At 55.3% G+C, this 18,459-nt stretch carries 16 protein-coding genes and 1 pseudogene; 15 read left to right on the forward strand and 2 right to left on the reverse strand.

The window, feature by feature from the left end:
• Positions 1 to 71 precede the first annotated feature (71 nt).
• The 15 genes and pseudogenes from O1723_RS05770 to O1723_RS05840 all read left to right on the forward strand — a co-directional run bounded on the left by O1723_RS05770 (position 72) and on the right by O1723_RS05840 (position 17,038).
• A pseudogene (locus O1723_RS05770) lies at positions 72 to 2,450 on the forward strand (DMSO/selenate family reductase complex A subunit).
• Positions 2,447 to 3,076, forward strand: coding sequence for a DMSO/selenate family reductase complex B subunit (locus O1723_RS05775; RefSeq protein ID WP_014884815.1), 630 nt, complete (start codon positions 2,447 to 2,449; stop codon positions 3,074 to 3,076). Before O1723_RS05770 ends, O1723_RS05775 begins: the two are co-directional and overlap by 4 nt.
• The gene (locus O1723_RS05780) at positions 3,069 to 3,857 is read left to right on the forward strand and encodes a dimethyl sulfoxide reductase anchor subunit family protein (RefSeq protein ID WP_014884814.1); all 789 of its coding nucleotides are present in this window, start codon (positions 3,069 to 3,071) and stop codon (positions 3,855 to 3,857) included. The genes O1723_RS05775 and O1723_RS05780 overlap by 8 nt, the downstream gene beginning before the upstream one ends.
• The gene (locus O1723_RS05785) at positions 3,857 to 4,732 is read left to right on the forward strand and encodes a 4Fe-4S binding protein (protein WP_014884813.1); all 876 of its coding nucleotides are present in this window, start codon (positions 3,857 to 3,859) and stop codon (positions 4,730 to 4,732) included. Before O1723_RS05780 ends, O1723_RS05785 begins: the two co-directional genes overlap by 1 nt.
• 121 nt (positions 4,733 to 4,853) lie before the next feature.
• Positions 4,854 to 5,285: a nucleoside-diphosphate kinase gene (gene ndk / locus O1723_RS05790; RefSeq protein WP_003860625.1), complete on the forward strand. Its 432-nt coding sequence runs from the start codon at positions 4,854 to 4,856 to the stop codon at positions 5,283 to 5,285.
• 169 nt (positions 5,286 to 5,454) lie between these two features.
• Positions 5,455 to 6,621 (forward strand): dual-specificity RNA methyltransferase RlmN, encoded by a 1,167-nt coding sequence (rlmN, locus tag O1723_RS05795; RefSeq protein WP_014884812.1) that lies wholly within the window; start codon positions 5,455 to 5,457, stop codon positions 6,619 to 6,621.
• A 292-nt stretch (positions 6,622 to 6,913) separates the two neighbouring features.
• Positions 6,914 to 7,921: a cytoskeleton protein RodZ gene (gene rodZ / locus O1723_RS05800; protein WP_014884811.1), complete on the forward strand. Its 1,008-nt coding sequence runs from the start codon at positions 6,914 to 6,916 to the stop codon at positions 7,919 to 7,921.
• 26 nt (positions 7,922 to 7,947) lie between these two features.
• The gene (ispG, locus tag O1723_RS05805) at positions 7,948 to 9,066 is read left to right on the forward strand and encodes a flavodoxin-dependent (E)-4-hydroxy-3-methylbut-2-enyl-diphosphate synthase (protein ID WP_038421073.1); all 1,119 of its coding nucleotides are present in this window, start codon (positions 7,948 to 7,950) and stop codon (positions 9,064 to 9,066) included.
• Between the two features lie 80 nt (positions 9,067 to 9,146).
• Complete coding sequence (gene hisS, locus O1723_RS05810; protein ID WP_023337625.1) at positions 9,147 to 10,421, forward strand: histidine--tRNA ligase; 1,275 nt, start codon at positions 9,147 to 9,149, stop codon at positions 10,419 to 10,421.
• Positions 10,422 to 10,434: 13 nt separating this feature from the next.
• Positions 10,435 to 11,055, forward strand: a complete 621-nt coding sequence (locus O1723_RS05815) for a YfgM family protein (RefSeq protein WP_014884808.1) — start codon at positions 10,435 to 10,437, stop codon at positions 11,053 to 11,055.
• 10 nt (positions 11,056 to 11,065) lie between these two features.
• A complete protein-coding gene (gene bamB, locus O1723_RS05820; RefSeq protein ID WP_014884807.1) occupies positions 11,066 to 12,244 on the forward strand; it encodes an outer membrane protein assembly factor BamB in 1,179 nt (392 codons plus the stop codon).
• Positions 12,245 to 12,356: 112 nt separating this feature from the next.
• Positions 12,357 to 13,829, forward strand: coding sequence for a ribosome biogenesis GTPase Der (der, locus tag O1723_RS05825; protein WP_014884806.1), 1,473 nt, complete (start codon positions 12,357 to 12,359; stop codon positions 13,827 to 13,829).
• Between the two features lie 299 nt (positions 13,830 to 14,128).
• Complete coding sequence (locus O1723_RS05830) at positions 14,129 to 15,673, forward strand: peptide MFS transporter (RefSeq protein ID WP_023331072.1); 1,545 nt, start codon at positions 14,129 to 14,131, stop codon at positions 15,671 to 15,673.
• 58 nt (positions 15,674 to 15,731) lie between these two features.
• Entirely contained in the window at positions 15,732 to 16,766 is a 1,035-nt protein-coding gene (locus O1723_RS05835; RefSeq protein WP_023338664.1) for a Gfo/Idh/MocA family oxidoreductase, read from the forward strand.
• Positions 16,767 to 16,816: 50 nt separating this feature from the next.
• A complete protein-coding gene (locus O1723_RS05840) occupies positions 16,817 to 17,038 on the forward strand; it encodes a zinc ribbon domain-containing protein (protein WP_023337610.1) in 222 nt (73 codons plus the stop codon).
• Here O1723_RS05840 and O1723_RS05845 read toward each other — a convergent pair.
• Both O1723_RS05845 and O1723_RS05850 read right to left on the reverse strand, forming a co-directional pair.
• The gene (locus tag O1723_RS05845) at positions 17,035 to 17,385 is read right to left on the reverse strand and encodes a protealysin inhibitor emfourin (protein ID WP_014884802.1); all 351 of its coding nucleotides are present in this window, start codon (positions 17,383 to 17,385) and stop codon (positions 17,035 to 17,037) included. The two genes, O1723_RS05840 and O1723_RS05845, sit on opposite strands and share 4 nt — an antisense overlap.
• The gene (locus O1723_RS05850) at positions 17,386 to 18,405 is read right to left on the reverse strand and encodes a M4 family metallopeptidase (protein WP_023337609.1); all 1,020 of its coding nucleotides are present in this window, start codon (positions 18,403 to 18,405) and stop codon (positions 17,386 to 17,388) included.
• Positions 18,406 to 18,459 lie beyond the last annotated feature (54 nt).

Here is an 18,459-nt window from a genome sequence, read left to right on the forward strand (position 1 = left end):
TTAGCTTGATAATTATCAACATTCGTTCCTGAAAAAAAACGAGAATGCGTTTTTATTTGAAGGAACGAGCAATGAAAAAAAATAAAAATCAGGGAGAGGGTTTTATTCCCGAGATATCCCGACGTCATTTTATTCAGGCAGGATCGGCGCTCGCCGCCCTTCCGCTTGTTGTGACAACCCGCAACGTACAGGCGCAGGACGCCGCGGCAACACGTGCGGCGCCGGAAGAAAAAGTGGTGCAAACCTGCAGCACGTTTGACTGCGGGGGGAAGTGTGATATTCGAGCTCATATCAGCGAAGGCGTTGTCACCCGAATTTCCACGCGCCCGGATAATGCATTGGATCCGCAGATGCCGGTTATGCGTGCCTGTGTTCGTGGCAGAGCGTATCGGAAATTTGTTTATCATCCCGATCGGCTTAAATATCCAATGAAGCGTACAGGTAAACGTGGCGAAGGAAAATTCGAACGTATTACCTGGGATGAAGCCACGACGCTTATTGCGAATTAATTAAAAACGATTACGCAAAAATACGGTGCGGCTTCACGCTATGTTCACGTGGGTACCGCAGTTTCTGGCGGAACGTTTTCCGGCGATAAAATGGTTCGTCGTCTGCTCAACTTAACCGGCGGCTACCTCGAAAGCTATCACTCGGTCAGTATGGGCAACACGGCGGCAGCCACGCCGTATACCTATGGCACCGCTGCCAGCGGCAGTTCTCTGGACACGCTGCTTGATACGAAACTGGTCATCCTCTGGGGGCATAACCCGACGGAGACGATTTTTGGTCACAGCAACTACTTCTTCCAGAAGATGAAGCAAAACGGCACCCGCTTTATCGTTGTCGATCCGCGCTATTCAGACACGGTTTCCTCCCTTGCCGATCGGTGGATCCCGCTGCTTCCTGCCACTGATAATGCCCTGATGGATGCCATGATGTACGTGATCGTCACAGAGAACTTGCACGATCGCGACTTCATTCAGCGCTATACCCTGGGCTTTGACGAAGCATCAATGCCGGAAGGCGTTCCGGCCAATGAATCCCTGATGGCTTACCTGAGCGGGGCAAAAGACGGCGTGGCGAAAACCCCTGAGTGGGCCGAGAAAATTACCCATGTGCCTGCGCAGACTATCCGTCAGCTGGCTCGCGACTACGCAAATACTAAACCTGCTGCACTGATCCAGGGTTGGGGGCCGCAGCGTCACAACTGCGGCGAGCGCACCGCGCGCGGCTCAACGTTACTGGCGACGCTAACGGGTAACGTCGGCGTAAAAGGCGGCTGGGCGGCAGGCTATGGCGGCTGCGCTAACCGCAAATTTGCCGTTGGGCCCGAAATGCCGGATAACCCGGTAAAAGCCAAAATATCGGTGATGAACTGGGTGCAGGCCGCCGACGATGCTTCTCAGGTGACGGCGGATGTTGGTTTGAAAGAAGCTGACAAGCTGGACAGCAATATCCGCATCCTGTTCTCGCTGGCCGGCAATTACCTGGCTAACCAGAACCCAGATCTCCATCAGGCAACCCGCGTGCTGGAAGACGAGTCGAAAATCGAATTTATTGTTGCAAGCGATCTGTTTATGACGCCGAGCGCCAGATACGCCGATCTTCTTCTGCCGGAAACCAGCTTTATGGAGCGCTGGAATATTGGCGAAACCTGGGGGACCGCGAGCTATCTGATCCTGTCGGAAAAGCTGATTGAGCCTGAGTTTGAGCGCCGTTCAGATTACGACTGGCTGCGTGAGGTTGCCGCTAAGCTCGGCATTGAACCCGCGTTCAGCGAGGGCCGTGACGAAAAAGCGTGGATTGAGCACATCTGGGAGCAGACGCGGCTGGCGATGCCGGAGGAAAATCTGCCGGACTTCACGACGCTACAGAAAACGCGTCAGCATCTTTTCAAAAGCGCGCCGTACGTTGCCTTTGAAGACAACATTCGCGATCCGCAAAATCATCCGTTCCCGACGCCGTCCGGAAAGATTGAGATCTTCTCGAAGCGTCTGTACGACATGCATCACCCGGAAATTCCGGCGCTATCGCACTACGTTCCCGCTCATGAAGGCCCGGAAGATGAACTGGCGAAAACTTTCCCGCTTCAGCTGATTACCTGGAAAGGGAAAAACCGTGCCAACTCAACCCAATATGCTAACCCGTGGTTAATTGAAGCCCAGCAGCAAAAGCTGTGGATTAACCCGCAGGATGCGCAAAAGCGCGGCATTGCACAGGGCGATACCGTGCGCATCCATAACGCGCGCGGCATTTGTGAAATCCCGGCCGAGGTGACGCCGCGCATCATTCCAGGCGTCGTTGCCATGCAGGCTGGTGCCTGGTGGCAGCCGGACGAGCAGGGTATTGATAAAGGTGGTTGCGCGAACGTCCTCAGTTCAGCCCGTATTACCGCGCTTGCGAAAGGGAATTCTCATCAAACCATGCTGGTGGAGGTAGCGAAAGCATGAGTCAGTTTAAACACTACGCGCCGGTGAGCGATAAACAGCTGGGTTTTTATATCGACTCCTCCCGCTGTTCGGGCTGCAAGGCCTGTCAGGTGGCGTGCAAAGATAAAAATAACCTTGAGGTTGGACGTCGTTTCCGCCGCGTTTATGAAGTCAACGGCGGAAATTTCATTCCAACCGGGCAGGGGGGCGTCAGCAATAACGTTTTTGCTTACACGCTCTCTATTTCTTGTAACCACTGTGCGGACCCGGTCTGCACCAAAAACTGCCCGACTACCGCGATGCACAAGCGTCCGGGCGACGGCATCGTGCGCGTCGATACGGACAAGTGCGTTGGCTGCGGCTACTGCGCATGGTCATGTCCTTACGGCGCGCCGCAGCTCAATGAGCAGACCGGACAGATGTCGAAATGCGATTTTTGCGTGGATCTCCAGGCAAAGGGGGAGCAGCCAGTCTGTGTGGCAACCTGTCCACTCGAAGCGATCAAATTCGGACCCATTGATGAACTTCGGGAGAAATACGGCGCGGTCTGCGATGTGAAAGGTTTGCCTGATTCTTCCATCACACAACCGAACCTGGTAGTCAAAGCGCATCAGGGTGCAGAGAAAGAGGGGAAGCGTCATGCATGAGTTACCATTGCTGATATTTACGCTGTTCCTGCAGGGATCGGTAGGCGTGACCCTCTGGCTGGCGTTTGGCGAGGCGCGTGCATCGCAATCTCGTCTGCTGCTGCCCGCTGCCGGGGCGTTTGTCCTGGCCAGTCTGGGGCTTCTCTCCTCGGCGCTGCACATGGGCTATCCGCTCAACGCCCTTAACGCGCTGCGCCACGTTTCCAGCTCCTGGCTGAGCCGTGAGATCGTCTTTGCCAGCCTTTACCTTGCGGCACTGGGCCTTGCGACGCTGCTGATGTTTGCCAAAAAACCAGGCTGGAAGCTGCTGTTGGTTGTGGCCGGTGTTGTCGGGCTGGTGGATGTGTTCTGCATGGCGCAGATCTACATGCATACGTCGGTGGTGACCTGGCAGCACATTAACACTCTGGTGCTGTTCATCGGCTCGGTGGGGATCATAGGTTCTGCCTGCATGGCCGTTGGGCTGCGCTGCCAAACTTCCGTGCGTGCGGCGGTTGTCATTGTCGCGCTGCTGGTGCTTGTGCGTCTGGTCATGCAGCCCGTCTGGCTGGCAGACATTGCGACCATGGATAACACCGTGGTGACGTTCCCTCACGCACCGTTGCAGATGCTGGAGCAACTGCGCACGGTACATCTGCTGAGCTGGTGCGTTTCGGTTGCAGGTATGCTGTGCTTTGCCGCGGGCGGTCTGAAAGCGGCGCGAGGCCCAATGCTGCTGGGCAGTGCGCTGTTGATCGTGGGTGAGCTTATGCTGCGCTTCGTTTTCTTCAGTATTGGCTGATGGGCGAATTGTCATTATCCCCGGCGATAGAGGTGACGCATGCGTGCGTGCGTCGCCGTTTTCGCCATGCTGCCTGCAGTGCCTGCGCGGACGTTTGTCCCGCGCAGGTTTTTTCTTTTACTGAAATGGGCATCTCGGTTGATGAACAGCGCTGTATAGGCTGCGGTGATTGCCTGTTCGTCTGTCCCACCGAGGCCATTACCGACATCACGCCGCGAAAACGCTTTCTGCGTGGCGATACCCTCGTTGGGCCTTTTACTGAACATGCCCCAGGGGTGAATGAGCTGCTGCTATGGCACGCGCAACACGGTGTGCGTTTTATCAGTATTGAAGCGGAACACTACCCGGCCTGGTTACTGGCGCTTGCCCGGCTTAATCTTGTGCTTCGTCGACGGGGTGAAGCGGTATGGGCTTTTAAGCCTGACCCGATCAACGAGGTGAATATTGCCCGCCGTGCGCTTATGTATGTTCCGCGGGAGGATGTGCGCCGCTGTAACGTCGTGCCGGGCCAGCGTCAGCTGCGCAGGGCATTCGCAGAATTTAGCGAGTCAGATATCGTTCTCGACATCGGAAAATGTAGGTTGTGTGGGGCATGCTGGCGAAGCTGCACTGAAAACGCAATTCGTTTTGAGAATGCCACGCTGGTGGTGGAAACCGGACGCTGTACCGGGTGTGGGGGGTGCGAAGCGGTGTGTCAGCATGGCGCGATAAGCATAACGCAGACAGAACAGAGCGCGAAAAGCAGCGTGACGCCTGCCTGTGAGGCTGTTTGCCTGACGTGTCATCGTCATTTCTGGTCATTCAGGATGGATGAAAAGCACTGCCCCCTCTGTTCACGCCATCACTTCGCTATGCGCGATTCGGCCTGTTGCTAATCTTCGTCTCATTTTAAAAAAATGTTATGCAGAACCATAGGCAATGGCGCTATTGCTCATTATAATCCGCGCCACACCATACTCAGGTATGCAAAACAACAGAACATTGACAGAGGTTATCATGGCTATTGAACGTACTTTTTCCATCATCAAACCAAACGCGGTGGCAAAAAACGTTATTGGCAGCATCTTCGCTCGCTTTGAATCAGCAGGGTTCAAAATTGTTGGCACCAAAATGCTGCACCTGACCGTTGAGCAGGCTCGCGGTTTCTACGCTGAGCACGAAGGCCGTCCATTCTTTGACGGTCTGGTTGAGTTCATGACCTCCGGTCCTATCGTGGTATCCGTGCTGGAAGGCGAGAACGCAGTACAGCGCCATCGCGATCTGCTGGGTGCAACCAACCCGGACAACGCGCTGGCCGGTACCCTGCGCGCTGACTACGCGGACAGCTTCACCGAGAACGGCACCCACGGTTCTGACTCCGTTGAATCTGCTGCACGCGAAATCGCCTTCTTCTTCGCAGAAGGCGAAGTGTGTCCACGCACCCGTTAATTTAACGGTTTCGTTTACACATTAATTTCGTAAATGCCACGTGCAAACGTGGCATCCCTGCGCCAGACTTTGTACAATGCAACGCCCCGGATGAGCAGACCGCTGTCCGGGGCGTTTCTATTCAACCCTCCAGGGGCCACAACGTGTAACAACGAGGCCGGAAAATATTATGTCTGAATTAGTGAATACCTCCGAAGTCGCCATTCCTGCGGTTCCCAATAAAAATGGAAAAATTAACCTGCTGGACCTGAACCGTCAGCAGATGCGCGAGTTCTTTAAAGATATGGGTGAGAAACCGTTTCGTGCCGATCAGGTGATGAAATGGATGTACCACTACTGCAGCGACAACTTTGATGAAATGACTGACATCAACAAAGTGCTGCGTAACAAGCTCAAAGAAGTGGCTGAAATCCGCGCCCCGGAAGTGGTGGAAGAGCAGCGCTCTGCCGATGGCACCATCAAATGGGCGATTGCCGTAGGCGATCAGCGCGTTGAAACCGTCTACATCCCGGAAGAAGACCGCGCCACGCTGTGTGTCTCCTCCCAGGTGGGCTGCGCGCTGGAGTGCAAATTCTGCTCTACCGCACAGCAAGGGTTCAACCGTAACCTGCGTGTCTCTGAAATTATCGGCCAGGTCTGGCGTGCGGCGAAAATCGTCGGTGCGGCAAAAGTGACCGGTACGCGTCCTATCACCAACGTGGTGATGATGGGGATGGGTGAGCCGCTGTTGAACCTGACTAACGTGGTACCGGCAATGGAAATCATGCTGGATGACTTCGGTTTCGGCCTGTCCAAGCGTCGTGTGACGCTGTCGACGTCAGGCGTTGTCCCTGCGCTGGATAAGCTTGGCGACATGATTGACGTTGCGCTGGCTATCTCTCTGCACGCACCAAACGATGAAATTCGTGACGAAATTGTACCGATCAACAAAAAGTACAATATCGAAACCTTCCTCGCTGCCGTGCGCCGCTACCTGGAGAAATCCAACGCCAACCAGGGCCGCGTCACCATCGAGTACGTGATGCTTGACCACGTTAACGACGGTACCGAGCACGCGCATCAACTGGCTGAGCTGCTGAAAGATACGCCATGCAAAATCAACCTGATCCCATGGAACCCGTTCCCGGGGGCGCCGTATGGCCGTAGTTCAAACAGCCGTATCGACCGTTTCTCCAAGGTACTGATGGAGTATGGTTTCACCACTATCGTGCGTAAAACCCGTGGTGATGATATTGATGCAGCGTGTGGACAACTGGCTGGCGATGTCATTGACCGAACCAAACGTACCCTGCGTAAACGCATGCAGGGTGAGACGATTGCGGTCAAAGCTGTTTGATTATTATGCACTCACGGCGCATTATCTGCGCCGTGATGCATAATCTTACTGAATAATCAGTCAGATTCGTGAAGACTGAACAATAATTACGGTGCGTTTCATCCGACTTTCGGGCAGTATGTAACGACGTAACAACAGTTTAGCCGTTCGGGCAGGGCTGTACTGTCATCTCCGGGCTGACAGTCTTATACTGTCTGTTCAAGGTTAACTGACCTGAAGTTTCGCGGTGCGGGTGGCATTGTGACTCACCGGCACCTGAACCCTTTTTTTCACGTACCAGTAGTTGTAGCGAATGAATACTGAAGCCACTCACGACCAACATGAAGCACTCTCCACTGGCGTTCGTCTTCGCAACGCCCGTGAACAACTCGGACTCAGCCAGCAAGCCGTTGCAGAACGCTTGTGCCTGAAGGTTTCCACGGTTCGCGATATTGAAGAAGATAAGGCGCCTGCCGATCTGGCTTCAACATTTCTGCGCGGTTATATCCGCTCTTACGCAAAACTGGTGCACATCCCCGAAAACGAATTACTGCCAATGATGGAGAAGCAGGCACCGGTTCGCGCAGCGAAAGTGGCGCCGATGCAAACTTTCTCCCTGGGGAAACGTCGTAAAAAACGTGATGGCTGGCTGATGAGCTTTACCTGGCTGGTGCTGTTTGTGGTGATCGGCCTGACCGGCGCGTGGTGGTGGCAAAACCATAAGGCGCAGCAGGAAGAGATCACCACCATGGCCGATCAATCCTCTGCTGAACTCAATCAGGCAGGGAATGGTGGCGCTCAGAGCGTCCCGCTGAACACCGACGGTGCAGCCACCTCAAGCGAGCCGCAAACAACGGCTCCGGCAACCGATGCGGCGCAGGCTCCGGCAGCCACGGCTAACACCGCTGCGCCTCAGGCTCAGGATCAGAACGCGGTCGTTGCCCCTTCTCAGGCGAATGTTGATACTGCGGCGAACGCGCCTGCGGCGACTCAGCCAACGGACAATACCGCGGCATCCCTGCCTACCGACCCGGCGGCTACTGCCGCACCAGCAGCCGATCCAAACGCGCTGGTGATGAAATTCACTGCCGACTGCTGGCTGGAAGTCACTGACGCGACAGGTAAAAAACTGTTTAGCGGCCTGCAGCGGAAAGATGGCACGTTAAACCTAACGGGTCAGGCACCTTACAAACTTAAAATCGGCGCTCCGGCAGCGGTACAGATCCAGTATCAAGGAAAACCTGTCGACCTGAGCCGCTTTATCAGAACTAACCAGGTTGCACGTCTTACCGTTAATGCCGAACAATCAGCAGCACAGTAACAGACGGGCAACGCGGGAGATTTTTCATGCATAACCAGGCTCCGATTCAACGTAGAAAATCGAAACGGATTTACGTTGGGAATGTGCCAGTCGGCGATGGAGCACCCATCGCCGTTCAGTCGATGACCAACACGCGCACCACGGACGTGGAAGCAACGGTCAATCAAATCAAAGCATTAGAGCGTGTAGGCGCGGACATTGTTCGCGTCTCCGTGCCCACCATGGATGCCGCAGAGGCGTTCAAGCTGATCAAACAACAGGTCAGCGTTCCGCTGGTAGCGGATATCCACTTCGACTACCGTATCGCGCTGAAAGTGGCCGAATACGGTGTTGATTGCCTGCGTATTAACCCGGGCAACATCGGTAACGAAGAGCGCATCCGCATGGTGGTGGACTGCGCCCGTGACAAAAATATCCCTATCCGTATCGGTGTCAACGCGGGATCGCTGGAAAAAGATCTGCAGGAAAAATACGGTGAACCCACGCCGCAGGCGCTGCTCGAATCCGCGATGCGCCATGTCGATCATCTCGATCGTCTTAACTTCGATCAGTTCAAAGTTAGCGTAAAAGCGTCCGATGTATTCCTCGCGGTGGAGTCGTACCGCCTGCTGGCAAAACAGATCGATCAGCCTCTGCATCTCGGGATCACCGAAGCGGGTGGCCTGCGTAGCGGTTCTGTCAAATCCGCGATCGGTCTGGGACTGCTGCTCTCTGAAGGGATCGGTGACACCCTGCGCGTTTCGCTGGCGGCCGATCCGGTAGAAGAGATCAAGGTCGGTTTCGATATCCTGAAATCACTGCGTATTCGTGCGCGTGGGATCAACTTCATTGCCTGCCCAACCTGCTCGCGTCAGGAATTTGATGTGATCGGTACGGTGAATGCCCTGGAGCAGCGTCTGGAAGATATCATCACCCCGATGGACGTCTCCATCATCGGTTGCGTGGTGAACGGTCCGGGTGAAGCGCTGGTGTCCACACTGGGCGTGACCGGCGGTAACAAGAAAAGTGGTCTCTATGAAGATGGCGTTCGTAAAGATCGTCTGGATAATAGTGACATGATCGACCAGCTCGAAGCTCGCATCCGCGCTAAAGCCGCGATGATGGACGAGGCACAGCGTATCAGCGTTCAGCAGGTTGAAAAATAACGTGATGGGAAGCGTGCCGCTTCCCATGTATGATTGAACCCATTCTTTGGGTTTTTTTTGTATATAGAAAGAGAATAAACGTGGCAAAAAACATTCAAGCCATCCGCGGCATGAACGATTACCTGCCTGGCGAAACCGCCATCTGGCAGCGCATTGAAGGCACACTGAAGCAGGTGCTCGGCAGCTACGGTTACAGCGAAATCCGTTTGCCGATTGTAGAGCAGACCCCGTTATTCAAACGCGCGATCGGCGAAGTGACCGATGTGGTTGAAAAAGAGATGTACACCTTTGAGGACCGCAACGGCGACAGCCTGACTCTGCGTCCGGAAGGGACGGCGGGCTGCGTACGCGCCGGCATCGAACATGGTCTTCTGTACAATCAGGAGCAGCGCCTGTGGTATATCGGCCCGATGTTCCGCCACGAACGTCCGCAGAAAGGTCGTTATCGTCAGTTCAACCAGCTGGGTGTGGAAGTGTTTGGCCTGCAGGGTCCGGACATCGACGCCGAACTGATTATGCTGACGGCCCGCTGGTGGCGCGCGCTCGGTATTGCTGAGCACGTTTCGCTGGAGTTGAACTCTATCGGTTCTCTGGAAGCGCGTGCGAACTATCGCGATGCGCTGGTTGCATTCCTGGAACAGCATAAAGACAAGCTGGACGAAGACTGCAAACGCCGCATGTACAGCAACCCGCTGCGCGTGCTGGATTCCAAAAACCCCGATGTGCAGGCGCTGCTGAATGATGCACCTGCACTGGGTGACTATCTGGACGACGAGTCTCGCGAACACTTTACCGGCCTGTGCAAGCTGCTTGAAGCGGCGGGCATTGCCTACACCGTGAACCAGCGTCTGGTGCGCGGCCTGGACTACTACAACCGCACCGTGTTTGAGTGGGTGACCACCAGCCTCGGTTCACAAGGCACCGTGTGTGCCGGCGGTCGTTATGACGGTCTGGTTGAGCAACTGGGTGGCCGTGCGGCACCTGCCGTTGGCTTCGCGATGGGCCTTGAGCGACTTGTTTTGTTAGTTCAGGCTGTTAATCCGGAATTTAAAGCAGATTCCGTTGTCGATATATACCTGGTGGCCTCAGGCGCGGAAACGCAGTCTGCGGCGATGCAGCTTGCCGAACGCGTGCGCGATGCGCTGCCGGGCGTTAAGCTGATGACCAATCATGGCGGCGGCAACTTCAAAAAACAGTTTGCTCGTGCCGATAAGTGGGGCGCAAGTATTGCACTGGTGCTGGGTGAGTCCGAAGTGGCTAACGGCGAAGTGGTAGTTAAAGACCTGCGCTCTGGTGAGCAAACAACGGTAACGCAGGACGGCGTTGCGGCGCATTTGCGCACTCTATTGGGCTAAGGAGAAAGACTGCGTGGAAATTTACGAGAACGAACACGATCAGGTCGACGCGATTAAACGCTTCTTTGTTGAGAACGGCAAAGCGCTGGTTGTTGGGGTGATTTTAGGTGTGGGCGCGCTGATTGGCTGGCGTTACTGGAACAATCATCAGGCGGATACCGCGCGCGGCGCGTCTCTGACCTATGAAAATACCGTGAGTGCGATCCGTGCCGATCAGCCACAAACGCTGGTTGCGGCAGAGAAATTTGCTGCTGACAACAAAAACACCTACGGCGCGCTGGCTGCGCTGGAAGTGGCTCAGCAGTACGTTGATAAGAACGAACTGGATAAAGCTGTTGCTCAGTTGACTCAGGGTCTTGCTGCTGCCAGCGATGAAAACCTGAAAGCAGTGATTAATCTGCGCCTGGCACGTATTCAGGTTCAGCAGAAAAAAGCTGACGATGCGCTGAAAACGCTCGATACCGTTAAAGGCGAAGGTTTTGCTGCCATCGTTGCCGATCTGCGCGGTGAAGCGCTGCTGAGCAAAGGTGACAAAGCGGGCGCGCGTAAAGCGTGGCAAGCTGGCGTGGATAGCAAAGCTTCACCTGCGCTGAGCGAAATGATGCAGATGAAAATAAATAATTTGTCCGTCTGAGAGGGACCCGATGCAATTGCGTAAATTACTTCTGCCAGGACTGCTTTCTGTTACGTTATTGAGTGGTTGTTCACTGTTCAGTGGCGAAGAAGACGTTGTAAAAATGTCCCCACTGCCGACGGTTGAAAACCAGTTTACCCCTTCTACCGCGTGGGATGTCTCCGTTGGTAATGGTATTGGTGACTTTTATTCCAACCTTCATCCTGCCTTTGCGGACAGCGTTGTTTATGCCGCCGATCGTAAAGGTACCGTGAAAGCGGTCAATGCTGATGACGGAAAAGAAGTCTGGTCTGTTAACCTGGCGGAAAAAGATGGCTGGTTCTCCCGTAAACCTGCACTGCTGTCTGGCGGCCTGACGGTTGCCGGTGGTCATGTTTACGTGGGTAGCGAAAAGGCGCAGGTTTATGCCCTGAACACCAGCGACGGCTCCATTGCCTGGCAAACCACCGTGGCCGGTGAATCCCTGTCTCGCCCGGTCGTGAGCGACGGCCTGGTGCTGATTCATACCAGTAACGGCCAGCTGCAGGCGCTGAACGAAGCGGACGGTCTGGTGAAATGGACCGTTAACCTTGACATGCCTGCGCTCTCTCTGCGCGGTGAATCCGCGCCTGCTACCGCATTCGGTGCAGCAATTGTAGGCGGTGATAACGGTCGCGTGAGTGCCGTGCTGATGCAGCAGGGTCAGATGATATGGCAGCAGCGTATCTCTCAGGCTACAGGCTCAACGGAAATTGACCGTCTGAGCGACGTCGACACAACGCCGGTCATCGTAGACGGTGTGGTTTACGCGCTGGCCTATAACGGTAACCTCACCGCGCTGGATCTGCGCAGCGGCCAGATCATGTGGAAACGTGAACTGGGTTCTGTAAATGATTTCATCGTGGACGGTAACCGTATCTATATGGTTGACCAGAACGACCGTCTGCTGGCACTGAGCACTGAAGGCGGCGTGACCCTGTGGACGCAAAGCGATCTGCTGCACCGTCTGCTGACCGCGCCAGCACTGTACAACGGTAGCCTGGTGGTAGGCGACAGCGAAGGGTATATGCACTGGATTGATCCGGATAACGGCCGCTTTGTTGCACAGCAAAAAGTCGACAGCTCTGGTTTCCTGACCGATCCGGTTGTGGCTGACGGCAAACTGCTGATTCAGGCAAAAGACGGTACGCTGTACGCGATCACGCGTTAATTACCCGGCGGTTGTAGTATACTAAACGGCTCCTGTTCACTCAGGAGCCGTTTTGACATTTTTAAAAACGCCGCGAATGCGACGTTTATTTGAATTTTATGAGGCTTCAAACATGGTACCTGTGGTCGCGCTTGTCGGGCGCCCTAACGTTGGAAAATCCACTCTTTTTAACCGTTTAACACGCACCCGTGATGCGCTGGTTGCGGATTTCCCGGGGCTGACGCGTGACCGTAAGTACGGTCGTGCAGAGGTGGAAGGACGCGAGTTCATCTGTATTGATACCGGTGGTATTGACGGTACAGAGGACGGCGTTGAAACCCGCATGGCGGAACAGTCATTGCTGGCGATTGAAGAAGCGGACGTGGTGCTGTTTATGGTGGATGCGCGCGCTGGCCTGATGCCGGCAGACTCCGCCATCGCCAAACACCTGCGCTCGCGTGAAAAGCCCACTTTCCTGGTGGCGAACAAAACTGACGGTATCGATGCCGATCAGGCCGTTGCGGACTTCTGGTCTTTAGGCCTGGGTGAAATCTATCCCATTGCGGCATCGCACGGGCGCGGCGTGACCAGCCTGCTGGAAACCGTTCTGCTGCCATGGGTTGATGAAGTTAACCCGCCGGAAGAGGTGGACGAAGACGCTGAATACTGGGCGCAGTTTGAAGAGGGCGTTGAGGGCGAAGAAGAGCCTGAAGATGACTTCAATCCGCAGGATCTGCCAATCAAGCTGGCTATCGTGGGGCGTCCAAACGTAGGTAAGTCTACACTTACTAACCGTATTCTGGGTGAAGAGCGCGTGGTCGTTTACGACATGCCTGGCACCACGCGCGACAGCATCTACATCCCGATGCAGCGCGATGAACGTGAGTATGTCCTCATTGACACCGCCGGGGTACGTAAGCGCGGGAAAATCACCGATGTGGTGGAAAAATTCTCCGTTATCAAAACCCTGCAGGCGATTGAAGATGCCAACGTCGTTATGCTGGTCATTGATGCGCGTGAAGGAATCTCCGATCAGGATCTCTCTCTGCTCGGCTTTATCCTCAATAGTGGGCGCTCACTGGTTATCGTGGTCAACAAATGGGATGGCCTGAGCAATGAAGTGCGCGAGCAGGTGAAAGAGACCCTCGACTTCCGTCTGGGCTTTATCGACTTTGCGCGCGTGCACTTTATTTCTGCCCTGCACGGCAGCGGCGTCGGTAACCTGTTCGAATCCGTGCGTGAAGCCTATGACAGCTCCACCCGCCGTCAGAGCACCGCCATGCTGACCCGCATCATGAATATGGCTGCGGAAGACCATCAGCCGCCGCTGGTACGCGGTCGCCGCGTGAAGCTGAAATATGCTCACGCCGGGGGTTATAACCCGCCAATCGTGGTGATCCACGGCAACCAGGTGAAAGACCTGCCGGATTCCTACAAGCGCTATCTGATGAACTACTTCCGTAAATCGCTGGACGTGATGGGCACGCCTATCCGCATCCAGTTCAAGGAAGGGGAAAACCCGTTCGCTAACAAGCGCAACACCCTGACGCCGAACCAGATGCGTAAGCGTAAGCGTTTGATTAAGCACATTAAGAAAAGCAAATAAGCTTTGCTGAACTCACAAAAGCCCGCGCATGTTGCGGGCTTTTTTTTGCCCAATCATACCGCCGGTTTTCTCTGTGTGATGTCAATCACTATTCACTTTTAACCATGTTTAAAACTAAGAAAGTAGACAATCGTCGAATTTTCGTCTTAAAGTCCCGGGCCCGGTACTAGACAAAACTAGCTTCTGGTTATCAAATGGTTAACTAACTTTTCGCCGCATGTAAAAAATCGGTCAGATACGTAACTGGCCGGCGTACTTGCTGGTGTTTACAAGCACGACACATACCTTTCGGGAGAATTATGCAATCCTCTGTTAATCAAAAAGAGAGCCGAACGTTCTTCGGCCATCCGTATCCGCTCGGTTCACTGTTTTTCACCGAGATGTGGGAGCGTTTCTCGTTTTACGGCATTCGTCCGTTACTGATCCTGTTTATGGCCGCCACCGTCTATGACGGCGGGATGGGCCTGGCCCGTGAAAACGCCTCGGCGATTGTCGGTATCTTTGCCGGGACCATGTACCTGGCCGCGCTGCCGGGGGGCTGGCTGGCGGATAACTGGCTTGGGCAGCAGAGAGCCGTCTGGTACGGTTCAATTCTGATTGCGCTCGGCCACCTGTCGATTGCGCTGTCGGCCATCATGGGTGACAACCTGTTCTTTATCGGCCTGATGTTCATCGTGCTCGGCTCTGGCCTGTTCAAGACCTGTATCTCGGTCATGGTGGGGACTCTGTATAAAAAAGGCGATGCGCGTCGTGACGGCGGTTTCTCGCTGTTCTATATGGGCATCAACATGGGCTCGTTCATTGCCCCGCTGATTTCCGGCTGGCTGATTAAAACCCACGGCTGGCACTGGGGCTTTGGTATTGGCGGCATCGGGATGCTGGTGGCGCTGATTATCTTCCGCGTGTTTGCGGTTCCGGCGATGAAACGCTATGACAGCGAAGTCGGTCTGGATTCTACCTGGAACAGTCCGGTGGTGAAGCGTAATGGCGTGGGCATCTGGCTGCTGGTGCTGGCGGCAGGTGTGGCAACGCTCGTGACGCTGATTGCGCAGGGCGTGATTGTGATTAACCCGGTCGCGGTAGCCAGCGTGCTGGTCTACGTGATTGCGGCGTCTGTTGCCCTCTACTTTATTTATCTGTTTGTTTTTGCTGGCCTGAACCGTAAAGAACGCGCCAGACTGCTGGTATGCTTTATTCTGCTGGTCTCCGCGGCGTTCTTCTGGTCTGCGTTTGAGCAGAAGCCAACCTCGTTCAACCTGTTTGCCAACGACTACACTAACCGCATGATCGGTGATTTTGAAATCCCGGCGGTTTGGTTCCAGTCGATTAACGCGCTGTTCATCATCCTGCTGGCCCCGGTGTTCAGCTGGGCATGGCCGAAGCTCGCGACGAAGAACATCCGCCCGAGCAGTATCACCAAATTCGTGATCGGTATTCTGTGTGCGGCAGCGGGCTTTGGCCTGATGATGCTGGCGGCACAGAATGTACTGAGCAACGGTGGGGCGGGGGTGTCGCCGTTCTGGCTGGTGGGCAGTATCCTGATGCTGACGCTGGGTGAACTGTGCCTGAGCCCGATCGGTCTGGCGACCATGACCCTGCTGGCGCCGGAAAGAATGCGCGGCCAGATGATGGGTCTGTGGTTCTGCGCCAGTGCCTTGGGTAACCTGGCGGCCGGCCTGATCGGCGGCCACGTGAAGGCCGACCAGCTGGACATGCTGCCGGATCTCTTCGCCCGCTGCTCCATCGCGCTGTTGATTTGTGCCGCGGTGCTGATCGTCCTCATTGTTCCGGTGCGTCGTATGCTGGAAAATGCGCAAACGAAACCGGCAGCTAGCGCCTCATAAACCTCAGTGTGCCGGGGCTGGCGTTACGCCCCGGCACGTTATTCCGTGAGGTGAAAATATGCAGTTAGGATTTGTTGGTCTTGGTGCGGTAGTGGAGACAGCGTATCTGCCCGCATTGCGTAACCTGTATGGCCGCCCGGTTCGTTGTTTCGGGTTTGATGTTCTCCCGGCAAAACACCCTGAAGGCGTGACGCGCTGCGCCTCGCTTGCGGAACTGCTTGCCACCCCGCTTGATACCCTGTTTATCACTACCGCATCGCTGCACCATCTTGAGGTGCTTGAGCAGGCGATCGCCTCACCGATCTCCCGGATTGTGATAGAAAAACCGATTGTCGCCACGCTTCCCCAAATAGATAAGCTTAATGCGCTGCTGGCCACGCCCGGTGCGGCATCCCGCGTGCTGGCGCTCGACCACTGGATGGCGCGCATCGAAACGGCGAAGCGCTCGCTGGTCGATCATTTTTCTGACGTCGTCAGAATCGAAGGCTTTTTGCAGGAGCCAAGCGGGTATAACGCTGTCGGCGAACCCATCGCGCTTAATTTCTCCACCGGTGAACCGGATACCAGAACGCTTCGTCACCCTGATGGCGTGATTCTGGATATCGGTACGCATGTGCTGGCGATGCTGCGTGAAACGATGCGCTTTCTGGGGGGCCATGACGAGATGACGCTACAGGTCGTTGCCGCTAAAGACCGTCTGGGCCGCGCTATTGCAAAGGGAGACCTGACCACGGCGGAAGGTGAGGCGCATCTTCAGGGAAGCATCAGCGGCGTACAGGTAGACATCTGGCTTAACAAATACGCAGGACCTGCGGGCGGACAAAAAGGCTTGCGTCTGCATCTGCGTGACGGGCGCATCATCAGTCACGACCGGCGCGGCGCGGAAGATGTGCTGGAGGCCATTGAGGGGGATGATATTCAGCGCTGGTCTCTCCCCGGCACAATCTACGAGCACTGTCTTGCGGGGCATATTCTTGGCGATAAAAGTCTGTTTGAGCGGGATCCGCAGGAGGTGAGCCGTACCACGCGCCGTCGGATCGAGGAAGTTGCGCTGCTGCTGACCTTGCAGCAACAGTTGCGTGGTCCGCACTGAACGCAACGTGGTAAAATTACCCCAGACCTGAATGCTTTGAAGGAGTCACCATGAGGATTACCTGCCCGGATTGCCAGGCAACGCTGGAGCCCCAGAATGGGGTGGCGCACTGCGAGAACTGTAACAAAGACATTGCGCTTGAAGCCCGTTGCCCGGAGTGCCATCAGCCGCTCCAGGTTTTAAAAGCCTGTGGCGCGGTGGATTATTTCTGCCAGAACGGCCACGGCTTAATCTCTAAAAAGCGCGTGGAGTTTATTCCGGCAGAACGTTAATCACACACGCAGCCTTCGCCTTTCTGCCACAGTTCGACCAGCGACTCGGGTGCTTCCTGCTCGGGCACCAGCACGATGATATCGGCATAATGTGCCTGATTCTGCCCGGTCCAGATAATCTGGATGCGGAAATAGCGCTGGTCACCGCTGCCGGGTGACGTGGCTTGCCCGGGCGGCTGGCCGCGTGGAAACGCCTGCTCCAGGATGCTCACCAGGCGCTGGCGCTGGGCTTCATTGAGCGAGGACAGCGCGATGGTGCGCTGACCGCTCAGCTTAGGAATAAAAGCGACGCCGCCTTCCCGGGCCAGCTCAACTACGGCGTCATCCGTCAGTTCCGGAACCTGCATTTACAGCACTCCCACCTGTTCCCAGGCTTGTTTTATGGCCGCTCCGACGTCGCTACCAGAGCGTTTCTCTCCGTGCGCGATCGTCAGTTTTGCAAAGGCCTCAAAATCTGCATCCTGCGCCAGATTGCGATCGCAAACTGTGTCGTACCAGGCATAACCCGCTTTTTCCCAGGCGTGACCGCCGATCGCCGTCGCGGCCAGATAAAACGCCCGGTTGGGTATACCGGAGTTCAGATGCACGCCGCCGTTATCCTCGCGCGTTTTAATGAAATCTTTCATGTGCGCGGGCTGCGGATCTTTGCCGAGCAGCGGGTCATCGTAGGCGGTGCCGGGTTCAGACATCGAGCGCAGCCCTTTGCCGTTAATTCCTGCAGCCAGCAGCCCTTCACCAATCAGCCAGTCTGCTTTATCGGCGGTTTGCTTCAGATGATACTGTTTCACCAGCGAGCCAAACACGTCAGAGAGAGACTCGTTTAGCGCGCCCGACTGTTCAAAATAGATCAGTCCGGCCTCGGTCTCGGTCACGCCGTGGCTCAGCTCGTGCGCCACCACGTCAATGGCAATCGTGAAGCGATTAAATATTTCCCCATCGCCGTCGCCAAATACCATCTGCTGACCATTCCAGAAGGCGTTCTGATATTCCCGGCCGTAGTGAACGGTCCCGGTCAAAATAAGCCCTTTATTATCGAGTGAATCGCGCTGATATTCTTTCCAGAAGAAATCATGGGTAACCCCTAAATAATCGTAGGCTTCATCAACCGCGACATCGCCATTCGACGGCTGACCCTCATAACGCACCTGGGTACCCGGCAGCTCCTGGGTTTGCTTCGCATCGTAAATATCGCGCTCCAGCTGACCGGCTTTATTCACGTGCGGGGCGGCGGGCTTGCCCGGCATATGGGCCATTAACGTCTGCACGTGGGTTAAGGTCTGACGGGCGCAGCGCTGCTGCGGCTCGGAGCCCGTTTCGATAATACGACGCAGAATATAAGGGGGAATAACGCTATAAAGATGGGTCATGCAGCTCTCCTTATTAAAAAAGGGAATAGCTGCAGTATAGTAAGTAACCGGCGA

The organism is Enterobacter cloacae complex sp. HYC080_NIDB, assembly GCF_056673325.1.

Coding starts and splice junctions, on each gene's coding strand:
- O1723_RS05835 (WP_023338664.1), top strand. CDS start 15,732: ATGCAGTTAGGATTTGTTGGTCTTGGTGCGGTAGTGGAGACAGCGTAT.
- O1723_RS05785 (WP_014884813.1), top strand. CDS start 3,857: ATGGGCGAATTGTCATTATCCCCGGCGATAGAGGTGACGCATGCGTGC.
- ndk (WP_003860625.1), top strand. CDS start 4,854: ATGGCTATTGAACGTACTTTTTCCATCATCAAACCAAACGCGGTGGCA.
- O1723_RS05845 (WP_014884802.1), bottom strand. CDS start 17,385: ATGCAGGTTCCGGAACTGACGGATGACGCCGTAGTTGAGCTGGCCCGG.
- rodZ (WP_014884811.1), top strand. CDS start 6,914: ATGAATACTGAAGCCACTCACGACCAACATGAAGCACTCTCCACTGGC.
- O1723_RS05780 (WP_014884814.1), top strand. CDS start 3,069: ATGCATGAGTTACCATTGCTGATATTTACGCTGTTCCTGCAGGGATCG.
- O1723_RS05775 (WP_014884815.1), top strand. CDS start 2,447: ATGAGTCAGTTTAAACACTACGCGCCGGTGAGCGATAAACAGCTGGGT.
- ispG (WP_038421073.1), top strand. CDS start 7,948: ATGCATAACCAGGCTCCGATTCAACGTAGAAAATCGAAACGGATTTAC.
- rlmN (WP_014884812.1), top strand. CDS start 5,455: ATGTCTGAATTAGTGAATACCTCCGAAGTCGCCATTCCTGCGGTTCCC.
- der (WP_014884806.1), top strand. CDS start 12,357: ATGGTACCTGTGGTCGCGCTTGTCGGGCGCCCTAACGTTGGAAAATCC.
- O1723_RS05850 (WP_023337609.1), bottom strand. CDS start 18,405: ATGACCCATCTTTATAGCGTTATTCCCCCTTATATTCTGCGTCGTATT.
- O1723_RS05840 (WP_023337610.1), top strand. CDS start 16,817: ATGAGGATTACCTGCCCGGATTGCCAGGCAACGCTGGAGCCCCAGAAT.
- O1723_RS05830 (WP_023331072.1), top strand. CDS start 14,129: ATGCAATCCTCTGTTAATCAAAAAGAGAGCCGAACGTTCTTCGGCCAT.
- bamB (WP_014884807.1), top strand. CDS start 11,066: ATGCAATTGCGTAAATTACTTCTGCCAGGACTGCTTTCTGTTACGTTA.